Source organism: Cellvibrio sp. GW822-FHT04B05 (genome assembly GCF_058800985.1).
This window is the reverse complement of sequence record NZ_JBXAMU010000005.1, coordinates 206,631-225,401: the sequence shown is the minus strand read 5'-3', so window position 1 is coordinate 225,401 and position 18,771 is coordinate 206,631. Positions and strand designations below refer to the sequence as shown.

The window sequence follows — 18,771 nt, the reverse complement described above, 5'->3', positions numbered from 1 at the left end:
CCGGTATTACACTAAAAATATCAGCATCTGTTTTATGTAATGTATAAAAAAAGGGAAGGGCATTGATGGCAGACAAATCACCATTATTTCAACGACGCACAGCTGGTGTTTTGTTGCATCCTACATCGTTACCTTGCTCTGAATCCTGTTGGGGTAAAAATAGTAAAAATGCATTCGGCACTTTGGGAAAAGACGCCTATTATTTTATAGATCTTATTGCACAAGCAGGATTGACTATTTGGCAAATGCTGCCGACGGGTCCAACCCAAGCTGATATGTCGCCGTACCAATCTATTTCGGCCCATGCGGGTAATCCCAACCTGATTAGCTTTGATTGGTTACAGGAGAAAGGATGGATAAAAACAGAAGATGTGCAACTAGTTGGTGAAAAATCATTAAATGACGCCCATCAACAGTGCGCGCTTTCATTTTTTAAGCATCTGGAAAGTAATAATGGTTCAGGAACCCGTGACCAATTTCAGATTTTTTGTTCACAACAACATTATTGGTTAGATGATTTTGCACTTTTCTGTGCATTGCGATCCGAATATAAAGGCGCATCCTGGGTTACTTGGCCAAAAGAATTGCGGGCACGCGATGAAGCAGCATTGAAAAAAAGTCGTCAGCAGCTTAAAGCAAAAATCGACCTGATTTTATTTGAGCAATTTTCTTTTTTTACCCAATGGCAGGCACTAAAAAGTTATGCCAATCAGAAGGGAATTTATCTGTTTGGGGATATGCCTATTTTTGTCGGGCATGACAGTGCTGATGTCTGGGCGCAACAGCATTATTTTCAGTTGGACGAAGAGGGGAATCCACTTACCGTTGCAGGTGTGCCGCCAGATTATTTCTCCGAAACCGGACAGCATTGGGGGAATCCTCATTACGCATGGAACGCAATGGAAGCTGATGGTTTCCAATGGTGGTTGGCGCGTTTGCGTACGCAATTACAACTGTTTGATTTGATTCGTATCGATCACTTTCGCGGATTTGAAGCCTATTGGGAAATACCGGGTAACAGCCACGATGCCCGCTTGGGGAAATGGGTAAAAGCACCTGGCGAAGCATTTTTAAAAGCGTGTTTCGAGGCTTATCCGGATTTACCGCTGGTAGCGGAAAACCTTGGTGTAATCACTGATGAAGTGGAAGCGCTCCGCAATCAATTTGAATTACCTGGAATGTTGGTGCTGCAGTTTGCATTTGATGGTAATACCGCCAATCCACATTTACCACACAACCACAGCCGTAGCGATGTGATCTACACAGGAACTCACGATAACGATACTACCGTTGGGTGGTATAGCACTTTGACAGATGCGAATCGTCAACAGCTCAAACAATACTGTTTTAATTCTACCGATGAAGTGCCATGGTTATTGATTGAAGCGGCGCTGGCATCCGTAGGGCGCATGGTAATCATTCCCATGCAGGATTTTTTGGAGTTAGACGGAGGGCACAGGATGAATATGCCCGGAACAACGGATAAAAATTGGGTGTGGACGTTTTCGTGGGATCAAGTTGAACCCACACTTGCTGAGCGTATTCGGCAATTGTTAAGAGTCTATCATCGCCTGAACTAGCGTCGATAGAACATTAATCACTCAACTTATTGCAGGAACCGCTATGGAACATAGATGCAGCGCGCGCCATACAGCCGATATTAAAATTCTGATTTACCGTTACGATGTCCCGGTGGCAATTGGCCGCATCAAGAACGGAACTCGACACGGCCTATTTATTGAATCAGATTTGGTTGATGTGAGGCCGTTGCAGCAGTTAGGGATAGAAATTTTGGTTTATCGCAGCTCACAGAAATTACAACGTTATCGGTTTGACTCGATAGTTATACATGCGACCGAGCATGGATTTGGTGTTGAGTTAGATATGCTCACAGAAGAAGCTGGTGATCAGTTGATAGAAATGCTGCGCGCATCACCAGAGACACCACAAGAAAGCGAATTGTTTGATATGGTGGCAAGTGCTTGAAGACACATTTAGATTAGATGTCCAAGCATAACAACGAGGCAGCTTTAATTGGGAATCATTGGACTTGAAGATGGTATAAACGCTGATTGCGCATAATGTATATTATGTTAAATTGTGATTTGTATAGCTATCAAAGGCTTAAGTCTTCCTCCGGAAATAATCCCTGCATTGAAGTTGCCCATCTAAGACCCTACTTGATGGCAACTGCTCTATGAAGCATAAACAACTGTTAGAGCGTTTATACGCTGAAGTCGAAACAGTCATTTTAAGTAAACAGCATCCGGTTACCGGTTTGCTTCCTGCAAGTACCGCTATTAATAATCACGGTGATTACACTGACGCCTGGGTGCGCGATAACGTCTATTCCATTGTTTGTGTGTGGACCTTGGGTATGGCTTTCAAGCATCAAGGTGAAGATCATAAAAGTGATCAACTCCAGCAATCCACTATCAAGCTTATGCGTGGATTGTTGCAGTCCATGATGCGCCAGGCGCACAAGGTTGAGGCTTTCAAACACTCATTGCAAAATGGCGATGCACTCCACGCAAAATACGATACAGCCACTGGCCTTCCTGTTGTTGCTGACGATGCATGGGGTCATTTGCAAATAGATGCAACTTCCTTATTTCTATTGATGCTCGCTCAAATGAGTGCGTCAGGTTTACGCATTATTTGTACGCCTGATGAAGTCGATTTTATCCAGAATCTGGTTTATTACATCGCCAGCGCATACCGCACCCCGGACTACGGTATCTGGGAGCGCGGCAATAAAGTTAATAATGGTAAAACCGAAATCAATGCCAGTTCGGTTGGTATGGCCAAAGCGGCATTGCAAGCGTTGGACGGCTTTAATTTATTTGGCAAACATGGCGATAAAAGGGCGGTTATCCATGTAATTGCCGATGCGATTTCACTCGCTCGCACCACCCTCGCCTCACTATTACCACGCGAATCACTCTCAAAAGAAACAGATAGTGCGCTGCTCAGTATTATCGGTTTCCCCGCATTTGCGGTTGGTAAGGAAACGCTTGCAACGCAAACGCGCGATTCTGTTTTAACAAAACTGGGCGGTAACTACGGTTGCAAACGCTTTCTGTGGGATGGGCATCAAACTGTATTGGAAGAAAGTTCTCGCATTTATTATGAGCACGATGAGCTTGGTAATTTTGCCAATGTGGAATCTGAATGGCCGCTATTCTTTACCTATTTATATATCACCGCATTATTTGATGGTAGTGAAGCAACCGCAAAGCATTATCGTAAAAAACTTGAATCACTTATGGTGCATGTTGATGGTATAGGTTTGCTGCCAGAACTCTATTATTTACCGATTGAAAATGTCGAAGGCGAAAAACAAAATCCTCGCTCGCAAACGCGAGTTCCAAATGAAAACATTCCGCTAGTCTGGGCGCAAAGTTTGTATCTAACGGGCCTGATGCTGGATGAAGGCTTGGTAAGCACCGATGACCTTGACCCACTAAAAATGCGTCGTCGCTCCACTCGATTTATCAAATCCAATATTGCTTTGGTCGTCCTCGCCGAGAACGATACTATTAAGCAACACCTTGCCAAATACGGTGTTATTGCAGAGAGTTTGCAGGATATTAAACCGATGGGGGTGATATCAGCATCAAGCTTAATGGAAACTTATGCCCGTGTTGGTGAAAACAAAGCATTGGGATTATCTGGTCGCCCACGCCGACGCGTACAAAGTTTGGCAACTTCACAGACTTACGAAATCAACAACAAGGTTTATTTGAGCTTATCCTGGCTGCAAAGCGAACGTGAAGATTATCGCCGTTACGATGCACAATGGGTAATAGAAAACCTGACGCAGGAAATTGAGTTTATTTACAAAAACTGGCTCAGTTCAGAAGTTGCTGTATTTACGCTGATGATGGATCATCGCCTTTATAAAGTACCTAATGCTGAATTACTATTTGCAACTCTACGCGATTATCAACTGCGCACGGAACACGAGTATGTTGGTTATGCGTCGGCCAATCTTGCTTATCGAGCATCACATGTAAACAGTTTATCGATCCCCTACTTTCATATCCCCTCGATGAACAACCAAATATTGGCTGCGACATCGGGTGATGACGCCTTACAACCAGCGCAACTGGAACCGGTCGCCGCTGCTTTGCTTGAACATTTTTATACTGAAAGCGACATTATCACTTATCGCAAATTTTCAGTCTACGTAAAAAAGCGCAAGCTTTCCGATAACATCGGCATCAATGGTGCGGCCATAACGGTTAAAGATTTAATTCGCGATATTTTTTATCGGTCGCAAAAGGTTAACTATTGGTTGCTGGCACGCTTTTGCTTTTCACAATTGAGCTACACCTTAACCGATCTGGCTGATAGTTTGACGCTGCTTGCTGCGCGCAATTTAACAATTACTGTGGGCGACAACAATCACACCGAAATTAAAGTTGATCAGTCATTTTCGAACGCCACTTATTTCGAAAGCGTGCGGCAATTATTTCCTGACTTGCTTGAACGAACCTTGGTGCAAGAATTAATTTCAGCTATTGGTTCGTTAATTCGCTCTGAGCCTAAATTATTTGATGGTTTGCATTCCGTGCAATTGCGCAACTTTATGCTGCTATGTGGAATGGATAAAGGTGATGCTGAAGATGTCAGCATGCTGGAGTGGTTGGGTTTGCAGTCACCGGCAAAATTATATAAAAAAATTCGCTCGATTTTGACATCGCGCAAAAAAGTGTTTTCCCAAGGCATCAATCATATTACACCCTATAAAATTCATCACAACGAAAATACTGACGATGAAAATCCAGTGTTGTCAGACGCGATGGATACTGATTGGCTGGAATGGAGAACTGCACGTGGATTAATTACCCATTTCGATGCGAATTTCCTCAAGGATATCTGGCACAGCCTGATGTTCTCGCAATCACTTGTGTTTAGTAATGCAAACGGTGCAAGCTTCAGTCTCGATTGCAAAACTATCCGTCAATCAATGACACCGGGTGAAGAAAGTTTCGCACACCTAATCGACCAATTGACCCATCAGCTCTATCCGGCCTATTACAAAAGTTCGGTAGTAGAAGCCCTCTATGCCTATACTCAGTTTTGTATTAATAATCCGCAAGTTCGCTTCCAAAACCCCGTGGTATTTCGCGAGGTGCTTGAGCGTGCAGCGATACGTTATATGAGTGAGCGCAAGGCACAGATGAACAGTTTGGGCATTGAAACTGACTTAACCGTTTTTATGCAGCAATCACCGCATATTATGAATCTTTATGTAACCCTGATTTATGCGGAGATTACCCAACCTTATTAATGCCCGATGGTCAGGCGGAAGTCAGTACGCCTGACCAGCTAGTTTTATGAAATATATACCGCTCCCCCATAGGCTCCTGCCAACGTAGCGTTTAGAATGCGGCCAAATCCATGGCACATATTCCGGTATAAGTTGAGCATTATGAAACTATTAGGGCCTACGCTGCTGATTTTGGGCGCTATCCTGAATATTCTCGCCTTATTTATGCTGGTTCCCTTGGCTCTGTCCATTACCTATAGCAGTGACAATCAACTCGCTTTTTTTTCGTCTGCGACCATTACCAGTCTTGCCGGGATCGTTTTTTTGCTGATTGGCAAAAAATCCCGGCTGGACTTTATGCAACCAAGACAGGTATTTCTGATTACCACTTGCGCATGGACTGGCGTTTCCCTGTTTAGCACTCTGCCCTTCTTTTTGATGTCGAATCCACTTGGTATCGCTGATGCCGTGTTTGAATCAGTATCAGGTGTCACTGCAACCGGTGGATCGGTAATGGCCGGATTAGATACCAGACCCAAGGATATTTTGCTCTGGCGCTCCATCCTGAACTGGATCGGCGGCGTTGGTATTATCGGGATGGCGATTGCTGTATTGCCTTTTTTACGGGTAGGCGGAATGCGCCTATTCAAAACGGAATCGTCAGACTGGTCAGATAAAGCCATGCCCCGCGCGCGCAGTTTGATGGCGATGATAATTTATTGCTATTTGGGCTTGAGCCTTATCTGCTGCCTGGCTTTTTGGCTTGCGGGGATGGATTTTTTCAATGCACTCAATCACGCCATGGCGACGGTATCGACGGGTGGCTTTTCAACCTCGGACCATTCATTTGCGCAGTTTGATAGCTTGCTGATCCATTGGATTGCTATCCCTTTTATGTTGGCCGGCGCATTTCCATTTGTGCTATTTGTACGCTTTATGATTAGCAGAAAACTTATCGTGTTTAATGACACACAAGTGCGCGCCCTGCTTTGGATTGTGGCAATAACAACGCTGGTCCTGACTGCACAACTAATCCTGACCGAACATATGCCTATCTTTACAGCCTTGACGATGGCCTGTTTTAATTTGGTTTCTGTGATTACCACTACCGGATTTGCGTCGGGCGATTATCAACATTGGGGGCCGTTGGCTGTCGTCATCTTTTTCTTTGTTACGTTTGTTGGTGGATGTTCTGGCTCAACCAGTGGCGGGATCAAAGTGTTTCGCCTGCAAATATTCGCCAGCTTGGTAAAAGAGCAAATTATTACTGCGATTCATCCTCATGCAATTATTAGCCGGCGCTATAACGGACGATTGATCAGCTCAGAGATTATCGCTTCGTCAATTTCCTATATGTTCCTGATGATGGTTTGCTTTGTAGTTATTGCTTCGATCCTATCGCTTACTGGACTGGATTTGATCACCAGCATCACTGGGACTGCATCTTCCCTCATGAATGTAGGACCAGGGCTTGGTCCCATTATTGGCCCTGCAGGAAACTTCTCCAGTTTGAGCGATACTGCAAAATGGGCGCTCTCGGCCGGCATGCTACTTGGTCGGCTGGAATTTTTAACCATCCTGGTGCTTTTTACTCCAGCATTCTGGCGCGCGTGATGAGCATCGAACAACACATCCGAAAATTTGCTTATCCGATAGCAATACTCTTTCCCTGGTTGCTGACGCCGCTTGCATTTCTTATCACCGATTATTTGCCTAACACCAACGTGCAATTATTGTATTTGGTGATGGTGGTTTTTATTTCCATCAACGTGACGGTTGAGCTGGCCATTATTAATGCTCTGTCCAGTTTCTTTGCCTATAGTTTCTTTTTTGCAGAGTCCGATGGTTCGATTCTGATTCATGGGCGGGAAGATATACTTACTATCCTGTTATTTGTGTTTTCAGCCATCATCATCGGTTACGTGGCCACCAAGCAGAAACGCAATGTGCAAAAAATTCGCGAGCGCGAATTTATGACTGATATTGAATTAGAATTGCTGGAAGAACTTCCCAAAGCGCAAAACACCGAAGAAGTTATCGCAGCGATGCGTGATGCACTCAAGCCTTGGCGTGAAAACTGTGTTCTCATCACTGATGCGGATAACTGGGTTACACACCCGATGATTCGCCGCCTGACTAATTTACGCAAAACCTATCTGGAAGAGTTACTGAAGCTACGCCTGACTCCGGAAGTGATCGCAAAAATTCCCGAGTTGGAACAGGAATATGATGTTTATTTCCTCTATAACTCCCAGCAAGTAATTGGCCTATTGCGAATTGCAACTGAGAATATCCAATATTTGCCCAAGGATATTTTTCTCTTGTTATTACGCCAGGTAAATATTTCGCTAGAGAGAACCCGCTTGGCTGCCGATCTTGAAAAAGAAAAAACTGCAAAAGAAAATGAATTGCTGCGCTCTGCCCTGCTCTCATCGGTTTCGCACGATTTCCGCACTCCGCTCACGACTATGATCGGTGCTACTTCGACGGTAATTGAATTCGGCGAGCATTTGGATAAACAGCAAACACGCGAGCTCTTGGATACCGTTTTGGAAGAAGCGCAACGCCTGAACCGGTATACACAAAACCTGCTGGATATGACTCGCCTCGGTTTTGGCCAGCTGCAACTGGAGTGTGATTGGGTGAGCGTGGAAGAGATTATGGGTGTGGTTAAAAAACGCCTGCGCCCCCTGCTCATCCATAATTATTTGAAGGAGGATATAGATCCGGATTTGCCACCACTCTACGTGCACGCAGCACTGTTGGAACAGGCAATTTTTAACGTGGTCGATAATGCGATCAAATTCTCGCCAATAAATGAAAGCATCGATATCCACTGCTCAAAAGAAGAAGGCCGAATGGTCATTACTATTTGTGACCAAGGCACCGGTATTCCGGAAGATGAGCGGCAAAAGGTATTCGAGCGCTTCCATACCGCAGAGAAAGGTGATCGTCGTCGCTCGGGAAGCGGCCTTGGATTAACTATTTGCCAGGGAATGATCATGGCGCATGGTGGCAGTGTTAGTATTCACAGCAACCCGAAACGGTTATGGGATAAATCCAATCCTGGATGTTGCGTAAGGATTGAGCTTCCTGTCAGCATTGCAATAGAGCAAGATATTGGTAAATCCGAAGAATAAAAATTTAACAGGGATATGACACCCGGCCAAATTAGCGGTGATTATACTTCCCCGGAAAAGTGGAGTAACCATGAGCAATATTCTAATTATTGATGACGAACCACAGATTCGTCGTTTCCTGCAAATCGGCCTTACTGCCCAAGGCTATGTTATCCATGAAGCTGATAATGGTAGGCAAGGGTTAGCACTGGCGGCCGAAACGCCTCCCGATTTGATTATTCTCGATATGGGCTTGCCCGATCTTGATGGTCAAGTTGTGCTCAAAAAGCTGCGCGATTTTTTTCACGCCCCCATCATCGTGCTATCCGTTCGTAACCGCGAATCAGAGATAGTTCAGGCGCTGGATACAGGTGCTAATGATTATGTGGTCAAACCCTTCGGTATCCAGGAATTGTTGGCTCGTATTCGCGGGCTTATCAAGGCCTTTGGCCCAAGTGTGGAAACTGTCCAGAAATATCAGGATGAACGCATACTGATCGAATTACAGGAGCGCAAGCTCACAGTTGATGGTGAAGTCATCAAGCTATCGCGCAAAGAATTCGAATTGCTTAAACGCCTGATTAATAACGCCGGTCGATTGGTTACCCAACAACAATTGTTGCGCGAAATTTGGGGTGGCACCCATGTTGAGGATACCCATTACTTGCGCATTTTTATTGCACGCCTTCGCACGAAATTGGGAGATGATCCCTCCAACCCTCGCTATATAGAAACAGAACCTGGTGTGGGTTATCGTTTCTTGCCAAGCGTAGAAAATTAAAACCCCTCATAAAAAAAGCTCGCAACCATAAAGGCTGCGAGCTCGCTTAAAAATACATCCTGGTACACACACATCTGAAATCTGTACTTTAAAAATTTGCTGCCGATAACTCAGCGGCAAATTGCTCCAACATTTTCTACCAATCCTGATGTCGCTTCACTAATGCAACCATGCTTGTTATTAATGAATTGCGCACCTACCATCATGTTATTTACGCAGGATGCATCGTTAGCCAAAATGCCCATGCCGCCCGAACGGGAAATTACTACTCCTGTAAATGTATTCCCGGTAGCTGCAGTACTCGGATCGGTATTCACTTGCGCAAGAAAAATACCGTGTTGCACATTGTCGCGGATATGCAAATTAGTGAATGAATTATCGAGCGAGTCGCGCATAAATATGCCCACAGTTTTATTGTCGGCGATAGTTACATCATAGAATTTGTTGTTATTAAATTTGATATCAGTCGAAATACCGGCAGCTTTATTGCCGTACAAATGAATGCCGGAAAATGTGCTGTCTTCTGTTTCGTAACCTGCAAGGCCATCAAATTCATTGTCGTATGAGGTGTAGTCGCGAATAGTTAAACGGCGGCAACCCAATTCAGTCACTAACCCACCTGACATTGCGCCGTATACTGTTACGGATTGCACCACACAATCAACGCAGCGGCGAATACTAATGCCGTTATTGCGCAGTGGAAACTCCTCACTGCAAGGCCCGCCCATGCATTCAGCTGTTTGATTGACGCGATTACCATCAATTGTCAAATCAGTAACGCGTGCATACCGCACCGCGTAGCTGGGAACGTTTTCAGCAGAACCCATTACAATCACAGGCGCGTTAATATGATCTGCGAGACGCAATAGTGTTGCAGGACCGGCACCACGCAGAGTGACATTATTTTTATCAATGACAATAGGATGAGTGCAAGTATAAATGCCAGCCTGTAGCGTTAACTCTCCACCTTCTGCGGGTAGTTGATTGATTGCTTTTTGAATCGCACTGCACGTTTTTTCTTTGACGGTTTTTGCCGCGTAGGCGGGTATTGAACCGCTAACTAACAATGCTGCGAACAACGCCCAGATAATTTGCGCGCTATGAGTGATTTTCATAGTGTGGCCTCTCTCGAACGCGGGATAACATACTCCGCTTAATTAAAGATTAGCTCTAAAAGGCATCACTACAATGAAAAATGCGCCTTTAGCCTTAAAAAATCTAATTTTCGTCAAATACCAAATTGCGAGCCATATGAAGTGGGTATTCTGGAAACACAAAAGGGACCAAGGGTCCCTTTTGTGTTAATTACTTGATAATTTTCAGCATGTTATTCTGTTTTTGGCATAAGTGGATTGCAGTTTTTAATGGTAACCCTACCCTCTAACAAACTGCCTTTTGAATATTCACTGAAAATGCAGGTATTGGTTTTTGGATTGTAATTTTCAATCCACAAGTTTTCTTCCTTCCAGGTTGCTTGCATATGCATTTGTCCGTCAGGAACGGCAATCGACATTACTCCCCCCAGATTTTTGACGAAATATTGCTCGTAATGAAAGTAATAACTTCCCCAGCCGATAGCCAATATCACCAAGGCGCCAATCAGACCGACTTTCCATTTTAAGTAACGTCCTACACCCCAAAAAACAAAAATAGCGACACTGATAACAGCAAACCAATACAAATAGGTAACCACGGTATATCCCTCTGGGTATAAAAAGTTACTTCCTATTCAACAGGCTTTTACGACCCAGCGCAAGCAAACCCAACATCATCAAGCTGAACAAACCAATACTACCGCCGCCGCCTTTGTCATCTTTTTCGTTAATCAAAGTGTTTTTAGCCGGGGTAAGGTTGGCTGCTGTATCTGGATCAGCATTCAGGATCACGATATTCTGAATAATCATAAAGTGATCACCAGTTACCGGCACATTATTGGTGTTATCAGCTGCAGTGTAATTACGCAGTGGAATGCTGGAAAATGGAGTATCTGTTCCCATATTAAATCGATTTAATGCTGCAATAGCATCAACAATAGCCATGCCATTTCCAGTCACTTGTCCAAAAACAGTAAACCCACCGTTTTGCTTATCAAGATTCGATACGTTGTCGTTACTGAGATTAAAGAACCATTGATTAGTTGCACTGTTTGCATCACTGCCCACTTTAGCCATAGCGATGGTACCGCGCACATTCGAGTAAACAGGTTCATTTACCACTTTGGCATTTTGTGGGATAGCATCCAGACGCGGGCTATTTACATACTTATAGCCACCACCTTGGATAACAAAACCAGGAACTGAACGGTGAACGATTGTATTGGTATAAGCATTAGCTTTCACGTAAGCCAAAAAATTCTCCACGGTTTTAGGCGTGGTTTTATCAAAGAGGTTTACTTCAAAATCGCCCAGTACAGTTTGAAATTGTACGGTCGTTGCAGAAGCGGCTTGGGTCATTACAACGCCCGCACTTAAGCAAGCTGCTGAAATGGTAAGTTTGAGCCATTTAGCCGGGGATACAAACTGGGCGGATGAATGCATGGACGAAAACCTCTAGTTATAAATAGACTGATGTTGTTGCTAACGGAGCCTATAGACCCAGCCAGGATTACCGCATCTTATCCTGACTGGCTGTCGCTCAACATCTGAAATTTGTTGGAATTTGTAATACTTACGCCATCTTATTGAGGTTATTCCTCATCAGTGACTTTCTTCCAGTGGCCGTTAGGTTGTTGTTTAACCTCGTAGCGTGCCCATTGGCGAAATTCTGCACGAAGGCAAATACCCGTTGCATAGCCACCGGCGCCGGCCACAACTTTATATATTACCTGATCTTTGTTGGCGTTTTGATTATCAGCGGCGTCTACGACCTGACGTACGCTCCACAAGTTCCCCAATTTCCCATTGCTGTAGAAGTGTCCGGCTATGATCTGTTCAGGGTGGGTGATGTTTTTCTCGGCATGTTGCTTGGCGAGTTCCAATAACTGGGTCAGGTTTTCAGTGGTGATATCTACATAAGAGTTGAGCTGCTCCATCGCTGCGGAAAAGTCTTCCTGGGTCAATTCAAATTGTCGCTCCGCCGCAGCCGCCGGTTTGGCAAGCTTGCGACGGGTAAGATGGGCGGGATAACGGCGCCAGGAAAATAGCGCGTTGAACGCGATTGCCATCACCATGATGCTGGTGACGTTAATCAGGATGGGCATTAACAGATAGTAATATTCCAGCCGGTAAATCTCCGGGCCACCAATTACTGCTGCCAATGCGGTCGCGCCGCCGGGAGGATGCATGCAACGCAGGTAATGCATTACCCCGACGGCCAAACCTACCGCCAAAGCAGGGGTCCAGGTTTGGTCGGGAAATAATTGCTGGATCGACACTCCGACAAACGCCGAGAGCAAATGCCCGCCGACTACCGACCAGGGTTGGGATAAAGCTCCCTGCGGTACCGCAAACAATAACACCGCACTCGCTCCCATGGAGGTCACCATAATCAAGGTGCCTGCGGTGTGCATGAAGCCGTCGGGGAAACACCAGCGAGTGCCCCAATACACGGCCAATATGCCGAGAAAAGCACCCACGGCGGAAATAATCTTCTCGCCGTGACGGGTGGTATTGCGCTCGATGCCCAAATACAGACGAGCTTCGTGAATTATATGTTTGATCGTCATGGTAAATTCCAACGCACCAATAAAGGGCGGAATCCTAGATGTTTATCGCGCCGACTGCAAATCGCTGCTTGACCTTCCCCTTACGGAAAGGTTTAGTCTTAGACCAAGGTACTCAAGAGGATAGAATGATGTCCACCCAACAGCAGGAATTAGAATTAGCCATCAGTGGGATGAGCTGCGCCTCCTGCGTCGCTCATGTCGAGAAAGCCTTGGCCGCGGTCGATGGCGTCAGTTCTGCCAGCGTCAACCTCGCCACTGAGCGAGCACATCTGTTACTTACGCATCCTGTCGCAGCCGAAGATCTGATTCTCAGCGTTGAGCAAGCTGGCTATAAAGCCTCGCTTGCCAATAACGATGATCGCAACGAACAAGCCGAACGGCGCGAGCAAGAGCGCTTACAACTTAAACAAAAATTCTTTCTGGCATTGATCGCAACTACCCCCGTCTTTGTAATGGAAATGGGCGGTCATTTGATTCCTGCCTTCCATCACTGGTTAATGGCAAATCTCGGAATTTGGAACTGGATTATTCAAGCAGTGTTAACAACCCTGGTGATGTTCGGCCCCGGCCGTGCGTTTTACCAAAAGGGATTGCCTGCCCTCCTACGTTTGCAACCGGATATGAATTCCCTGGTTGCCCTCGGCAGTCTCGCTGCCTGGGGTTATTCACTGGTGGCGACCTTTGCTCCTGCTCTTTTGCCAGCCGGAACGGTAAACGTCTATTTTGAAGCTGCTGCTGTTATAGTCACCCTGATTTTGCTCGGACGATTGATGGAAGCAAACGCACGCGGCCGCACCAGCGACGCCATCGCCCGATTGGTAAAACTTCAGCCGCACGTGGCGACAAGGGTGAAAGGTGAACAGCATGAAACTGTGGATATTGCACTTATCCACGTTGATGACCTACTCCTTGTCCGCCCCGGCGAGCGAATAGCACTGGACGGTGAAATCATTCAGGGAGCCTCTTTTGTCGACGAATCGATGATGACTGGCGAACCTATACCGGTAAGCAAAAGCGCCGGGGCACAAGTGATTGGCGGCACGCTCAACACCAATGGATCTTTTACCTGCAAAGTCACTAAAACCGGTAAAGATACATTGCTCGCCCAAATCATTGACCTGGTTGAATCCGCACAAGGTTCCAAGTTACCCATCCAAGCCCTGGTAGACAAAATCACCCAATGGTTTGTGCCCGTGGTGATACTGATTGCTGTCATCACTTTTCTGGTTTGGCTAATCGCTGGTCCTGAACCCACGCTTGGCTTTGCGCTGGTCAATGCTGTTGCAGTGTTGATTATCGCCTGCCCCTGTGCCATGGGATTGGCAACACCGACATCGATTATGGTCGGTACCGGTCGCGCCGCTAATCTCGGCTTACTGTTTCGTCGCGGCAGCGCGCTGCAAACATTAGCTGAAGTGAAAACAATCGCGTTTGATAAAACCGGCACGCTGACTATCGGTCAACCTACGCTTACGGATTTTATTGTTGCTCCCGGATTTGAAAAGAAAACCGTGCTTGCCCTCGCTGCAACGGCCGAACAGCATTCCGAACACCCAATCGCAAATGCGTTGGTAAAAGCAGCGGAGGCAGAAAAAATTCCACTCGGTAATGTGGAATCATTTGAGGCCATTACTGGTTCCGGTTTAAAAGCAACGGTATCCGGAGAAACAATTTATATCGGTGCGGATCGCTTGTTTACGCAATTCGGTATTCCTTTGGATTCTTTTCTCGATAGCGCACAACAATTGGCGAGCGAAGGAAAAACACCAATATATGTTGCACTCAACAACCAAATTGCTGCCGTGATGGCGCTGGCGGATACAATAAAGCCCGGTACCGCTGAAGCATTGAAATCATTACATGATTTAGGTTTTAAAATCGCCATGATCACCGGTGATAACCAGCGCGCTGCAGATGTGATTGCACGGCAATTAGGAATTGATTTGGTGATCGCTGAAGTGCTACCCAAACAAAAAGTCTCGGCGGTTAAAAAACTGCGCAAACAGCATGGCGCAATTGCATTTGTAGGTGACGGCATTAACGATGCACCCGCACTTGCAGAGTCTGACCTTGGTTTGGCGATTGGAACGGGAACTGATATTGCTATAGAGAGCGCCGATCTTGTATTGGTGAGTGGAGGTATTGACGGAGTCCCGAAAAGTATTGCGCTCGCACGCGCCACCATGCGCAATATCAAACAAAATTTATTCTGGGCATTTGCCTATAACGCCGCATTAATTCCGCTCGCCGCCGGTGTGGCTTATCCGTTATCTGGTGTACTCTTATCACCCATGCTCGCCGCTGGGGCCATGGCATTATCCAGTGTATTTGTAGTAACCAATGCATTGCGGCTTAAAAACTGGCGCTACGAATACGCGACTGAACAAGCAAACTGAAAAAACGATTAGCCAAATGATTGCACGCAAACGCTTACCTATCATTGTGATTGCCCTCTGCCTGTGGCTTCCGCTGCAGGTGGTTGCAGGGCAATGGCTGCATTGCGCGCAAATTGAATCCAGCCTTACGCAACTGGATTCAATAGCTGAGCCCAAAGCCTATATTCCCTGTCACAATTCTATTTCCGATGTGCAATTAACAGCATCTCATTTGCAAATTAATAGCCCGGCAAATACCGATCACAATCCTTCATCACCGGACACTACATCCTGTAACCATTGTCAATTTTCATGCAGCTGGCAATCAGCTTTAGTGCTACGTGAATTCACGCCACCGGGCATTGATTCGAACAGCATCTACATCCAGTTCAAAACTCCCTCACCTGCACAACCTACCTTGGAAACACCACAGCGGCCACCGCAGTTTTACGCATAATTTTCCTTGCGAGAAATATATTGCTCGCAAGGAAATACATCTGTGCATCGATTCTCTTTATCGATTTGATTCAACTATTAACATCAATCGCTTGCCATGTGCTGGCGATAATAGTTAAGGATTTAAAAATGATTACCACCACCCTGCTCACCCGCAGCAGTTTTTTACTTTGCGCGAGCTTGTTACTCAGCGCATGCACCACAACACCGCCTGAAAATTCGGTGATATTGCTAGAGCATCAACTTGGCGAACGATACCCGAACGCCAAGCTCTCTGCGAAAGCGCCGGAACTTTCAACCAAAACACTCGATTTGGACACCGCCGTGCAAATGCTATTAACGCAGTCACCGCAGGTACGATTGGATTTGTCGCAACTGGGCATTGCCAATGCACAACAGTTGCAGGCGGAATTAATCAGCAATCCACATTTTTCGCTCGGTGCGCTGAAGCCTGAAGAAGGCGGACGCTGGCAATTGGATGCAGGGCTAAGCCAACCGCTATTGGAATTATTCACACGTCCATTGCGTCGCCAGCTTGCGCAAGACAATCTGCTGACGGTGCAATTACGTTTGCAAGAACAGTTACAAAGCTTGATTGTTAAAACAGGTAAGGCTTACTACGGCGCGGTTGCTGCACAACAACATTTGCAAGTGCAGCAGCAAATGCTGGCGGCCACCCTCGCCCGCCAGCAACTTGCCAGTAGCCTTTATCGTGCGGGCAATATGTCGGAAAACAGTTTTTTGTATTACGACAATGAGGCGCGCCGTGTGCAGCAACAGGTAAAAAAGCGCGAGCGCAAAGCACAGGAAAAATATCTTGATCTACTCAATCTAATTGGCTTTGATTCAAAAAAGTCAATCATCCTGCCAACTCAATTGCCGGCTTTACCTGCCGAGAAGTTCGCCCACGATGATTTATTTTCACAAGCGAGCATGGATCGCCTGGACATAAAAATCCTGCAGCAGCAATTAATCCAAATGGACAAGCGCCGTACATTTATCCGGCAGGAAAACGGCTGGCGCGATATGAGTATCGGTGTAAATGCAGAGCGTGAATTCGATGGAAAAACGAATGTGGGACCAGAAATCGAATTTGCGCTGCCTATATTCAATCGCAATCAAGGAAAACTTGCGACGATTGATGCACGGCACGAAAAGCTGAAAGCGCAATTACAGCAATTATTACTGGATGCTGACTTCGAAATCGCACAGGCACTCAACCAAATACATTCTGCCCGTGAACAACTGGCACTGATTCACACCAGCCTGCAGATCGCAGAAAAACGCGTAGCGTTGTCCAATCGCGAAGTTAATTTTATGCTCGGCAGCCCATTTGAATTACTCAACATCAAACGTCAGGAAATTCAACTGGCCCACGACTATACCAATGAACTGGCTGCTTACTGGCAAGCCCGCACGCAGCTGGAATTGGCGATTGGCCAGGCAATTCCGCTAGATAAAACAGATCAACAAACAATTAATCATCAAACGACAACTCACCACAATAAGGATCACAGCAAAATGAATCATGCCGATATGGATCGTTCCAGGATGAACCATGTGGAAATGAACCATGGCAGCCATGAAAAATCAGTTGATCACCAACACCATCAAACCGAAAAAACGGCTGGTGAACACGAGGAGCATCACCATGATTAATCGTCGTACCCTTTTACTGGGCAGTGCAGCCGGTTTGGTTGCTACCAGTTTGCCAATGCAGGCTCAGCAGAACCATGCCGAGCATCAACATAATGCTGCACCGAAGGACAATCACAATCATTCCTCCATCGCAAAAAGGGCAGAGAAAACCACTAAAAAAATCCCGGCTGTCAGTACTAAAAAACCGGAACCGACAGCGCAAGGCTACACGCCGGTAATTACACCTAACTGCCGAACACTTTCCTATCGCCTTAACGAGGGAGTGAAAGAGTTCCATTTGATTGCTGAGGAAATTGAACATGAATTTGCACCGGGAACAAAAATAAAAGCCTGGGGCTATAACGGCAGTACACCCGGCCCGACACTTGAAGCCGTTGAAGGCGACCGCGTGCGCATTTACGTTACCAATAGATTACCAGAGCACACCAGCATGCACTGGCACGGGATTTTATTGCCTTGGGGAATGGATGGTGTCAGCGGTTTAACGCAGCCGGCAATAAAACCCGGCGAAACATTTGTATACGAATTTACCTTGGAACAACACGGCACGCACATGTATCACCCGCATGCAGATGAAATGGTGCAAATGGCGATGGGAATGATGGGCATGTTTATCATTCATCCGAAAGTGGCGGTTACTCCAAAAGTTGATCGCGATTACGTTGTACTCCTGCACAATTGGGCGGTTCATCCCGGAACTTACCGACCCGATCCCAGTGTGATGAGCGAATTCGATTTATGGACGATGAATAGCAAAGTATTTCCCGCCATTGAATCTATGGTCGCGCAAACGGGCGAACGCATCAGAATTCGCGTGGGCAATTTATCCATGTGGAATCACCCGATTCATTTACACGGTGTGCAATTTGAGTTGACCGGCTCCGATGGCGGGCGCTGGCCAGAATCGCAGTGGCGTAAAGAAGTCACCGAGATTGTTGGTGTCGGCCAAACACGCGATCTGGAATTTATTGCGGTTCCCGGCGATTGGGCTTTCCATTGTCATATGAGTCACCACACCATGAATGCGATGGGGCACGGCGTACCTAATATGATCGGCGCTAAACAACCTGAATCAATCAGCAAAGTGCTGCCGGGATATATGGCAATGGGCGAAAACGGAATGGCGGAACATCAAGTGCATGTCGATATGGGCCACATGCCCGGCCCGGAAAATACCTTGCCGATGATGATGGGTGAAGGTCGCTATGGGAAACTCGAAATGGGCGGCATGTTTTCCATGATTCGTGTGCGCGATCAATTAGGTGATGACATCGGCTTTTATTCTCCACCTGAGGGAACACAGGCGAAAAAAGTAGCGCATGTACCGGATGGAATTCCCGTTTAATTCTTTTACCAATGCAAGTTGCAGGCATTTCGTTAATCCGGGTGCCTGTAATCGGTTCATCAAGTGTTAATTAATGTTCACGTTCGTCAATTCACGC

General features: G+C 46.2%; 14 protein-coding genes. 10 read left to right on the top strand and 4 right to left on the bottom strand.

Annotated features, from left to right (window positions below; genetic code table 11):
* The first annotated feature begins 65 nt into the window (after positions 1-65).
* The 6 genes from malQ to AC1RJL_RS16685 all read left to right on the top strand — a co-directional run bounded on the left by malQ (position 66) and on the right by AC1RJL_RS16685 (position 9,175).
* Positions 66-1,580 (top strand): 4-alpha-glucanotransferase, encoded by a 1,515-nt coding sequence (malQ, locus tag AC1RJL_RS16710; protein ID WP_492916082.1) that lies wholly within the window; start codon positions 66-68, stop codon positions 1,578-1,580.
* 43 nt (positions 1,581-1,623) lie between these two features.
* The gene (locus AC1RJL_RS16705) at positions 1,624-1,986 is read left to right on the top strand and encodes a hypothetical protein (RefSeq protein WP_492916080.1); all 363 of its coding nucleotides are present in this window, start codon (positions 1,624-1,626) and stop codon (positions 1,984-1,986) included.
* Between the two features lie 211 nt (positions 1,987-2,197).
* Positions 2,198-5,296, top strand: a complete 3,099-nt coding sequence (locus AC1RJL_RS16700) for a phosphorylase b kinase regulatory subunit alpha/beta (RefSeq protein ID WP_492916078.1) — start codon at positions 2,198-2,200, stop codon at positions 5,294-5,296.
* 141 nt (positions 5,297-5,437) lie between these two features.
* Positions 5,438-6,889: a TrkH family potassium uptake protein gene (locus AC1RJL_RS16695; protein ID WP_492916076.1), complete on the top strand. Its 1,452-nt coding sequence runs from the start codon at positions 5,438-5,440 to the stop codon at positions 6,887-6,889.
* Positions 6,889-8,415, top strand: coding sequence for a sensor histidine kinase (locus AC1RJL_RS16690; RefSeq protein ID WP_492916074.1), 1,527 nt, complete (start codon positions 6,889-6,891; stop codon positions 8,413-8,415). Before AC1RJL_RS16695 ends, AC1RJL_RS16690 begins: the two co-directional genes overlap by 1 nt.
* A gap of 70 nt (positions 8,416-8,485) precedes the next feature.
* Positions 8,486-9,175, top strand: a complete 690-nt coding sequence (locus AC1RJL_RS16685; RefSeq protein ID WP_492916072.1) for a response regulator — start codon at positions 8,486-8,488, stop codon at positions 9,173-9,175.
* 110 nt (positions 9,176-9,285) lie between these two features.
* On the opposite strand, the gene AC1RJL_RS16680 is transcribed toward AC1RJL_RS16685, so the two are convergent.
* From AC1RJL_RS16680 to AC1RJL_RS16665, 4 genes are all read right to left on the bottom strand, one after another.
* Positions 9,286-10,290 (bottom strand): right-handed parallel beta-helix repeat-containing protein, encoded by a 1,005-nt coding sequence (locus AC1RJL_RS16680; RefSeq protein ID WP_492916070.1) that lies wholly within the window; start codon positions 10,288-10,290, stop codon positions 9,286-9,288.
* A 212-nt stretch (positions 10,291-10,502) separates the two neighbouring features.
* On the bottom strand, positions 10,503-10,856 hold the full coding sequence (locus AC1RJL_RS16675) for a hypothetical protein (RefSeq protein WP_492916069.1): 354 nt from the start codon (positions 10,854-10,856) through the stop codon (positions 10,503-10,505).
* A gap of 37 nt (positions 10,857-10,893) precedes the next feature.
* The gene (locus AC1RJL_RS16670) at positions 10,894-11,712 is read right to left on the bottom strand and encodes a peptidylprolyl isomerase (protein WP_492916066.1); all 819 of its coding nucleotides are present in this window, start codon (positions 11,710-11,712) and stop codon (positions 10,894-10,896) included.
* Between the two features lie 149 nt (positions 11,713-11,861).
* Positions 11,862-12,839: an HPP family protein gene (locus AC1RJL_RS16665; protein WP_492916064.1), complete on the bottom strand. Its 978-nt coding sequence runs from the start codon at positions 12,837-12,839 to the stop codon at positions 11,862-11,864.
* A gap of 125 nt (positions 12,840-12,964) precedes the next feature.
* Here AC1RJL_RS16665 and AC1RJL_RS16660 point away from each other — a divergent pair, with 125 nt between their 5' ends.
* The 4 genes from AC1RJL_RS16660 (at position 12,965) to AC1RJL_RS16645 (ending at position 18,674) form a co-directional block, all read left to right on the top strand.
* On the top strand, positions 12,965-15,235 hold the full coding sequence (locus AC1RJL_RS16660; protein ID WP_492916062.1) for a heavy metal translocating P-type ATPase: 2,271 nt from the start codon (positions 12,965-12,967) through the stop codon (positions 15,233-15,235).
* A gap of 16 nt (positions 15,236-15,251) precedes the next feature.
* Positions 15,252-15,671: a hypothetical protein gene (locus tag AC1RJL_RS16655; protein ID WP_492916059.1), complete on the top strand. Its 420-nt coding sequence runs from the start codon at positions 15,252-15,254 to the stop codon at positions 15,669-15,671.
* A 128-nt stretch (positions 15,672-15,799) separates the two neighbouring features.
* Positions 15,800-17,329, top strand: a complete 1,530-nt coding sequence (locus tag AC1RJL_RS16650; RefSeq protein WP_492916057.1) for a TolC family protein — start codon at positions 15,800-15,802, stop codon at positions 17,327-17,329.
* The gene (locus AC1RJL_RS16645; RefSeq protein WP_492916055.1) at positions 17,322-18,674 is read left to right on the top strand and encodes a multicopper oxidase family protein; all 1,353 of its coding nucleotides are present in this window, start codon (positions 17,322-17,324) and stop codon (positions 18,672-18,674) included. The genes AC1RJL_RS16650 and AC1RJL_RS16645 overlap by 8 nt, the downstream gene beginning before the upstream one ends.
* The last annotated feature ends 97 nt before the right edge of the window (positions 18,675-18,771 follow it).

Coding starts and splice junctions, on each gene's coding strand:
- malQ (WP_492916082.1), top strand. CDS start 66: ATGGCAGACAAATCACCATTATTTCAACGACGCACAGCTGGTGTTTTG.
- AC1RJL_RS16705 (WP_492916080.1), top strand. CDS start 1,624: ATGGAACATAGATGCAGCGCGCGCCATACAGCCGATATTAAAATTCTG.
- AC1RJL_RS16700 (WP_492916078.1), top strand. CDS start 2,198: ATGAAGCATAAACAACTGTTAGAGCGTTTATACGCTGAAGTCGAAACA.
- AC1RJL_RS16695 (WP_492916076.1), top strand. CDS start 5,438: ATGAAACTATTAGGGCCTACGCTGCTGATTTTGGGCGCTATCCTGAAT.
- AC1RJL_RS16690 (WP_492916074.1), top strand. CDS start 6,889: ATGAGCATCGAACAACACATCCGAAAATTTGCTTATCCGATAGCAATA.
- AC1RJL_RS16685 (WP_492916072.1), top strand. CDS start 8,486: ATGAGCAATATTCTAATTATTGATGACGAACCACAGATTCGTCGTTTC.
- AC1RJL_RS16680 (WP_492916070.1), bottom strand. CDS start 10,290: ATGAAAATCACTCATAGCGCGCAAATTATCTGGGCGTTGTTCGCAGCA.
- AC1RJL_RS16670 (WP_492916066.1), bottom strand. CDS start 11,712: ATGCATTCATCCGCCCAGTTTGTATCCCCGGCTAAATGGCTCAAACTT.
- AC1RJL_RS16665 (WP_492916064.1), bottom strand. CDS start 12,839: ATGACGATCAAACATATAATTCACGAAGCTCGTCTGTATTTGGGCATC.
- AC1RJL_RS16660 (WP_492916062.1), top strand. CDS start 12,965: ATGATGTCCACCCAACAGCAGGAATTAGAATTAGCCATCAGTGGGATG.
- AC1RJL_RS16655 (WP_492916059.1), top strand. CDS start 15,252: ATGATTGCACGCAAACGCTTACCTATCATTGTGATTGCCCTCTGCCTG.
- AC1RJL_RS16650 (WP_492916057.1), top strand. CDS start 15,800: ATGATTACCACCACCCTGCTCACCCGCAGCAGTTTTTTACTTTGCGCG.
- AC1RJL_RS16645 (WP_492916055.1), top strand. CDS start 17,322: ATGATTAATCGTCGTACCCTTTTACTGGGCAGTGCAGCCGGTTTGGTT.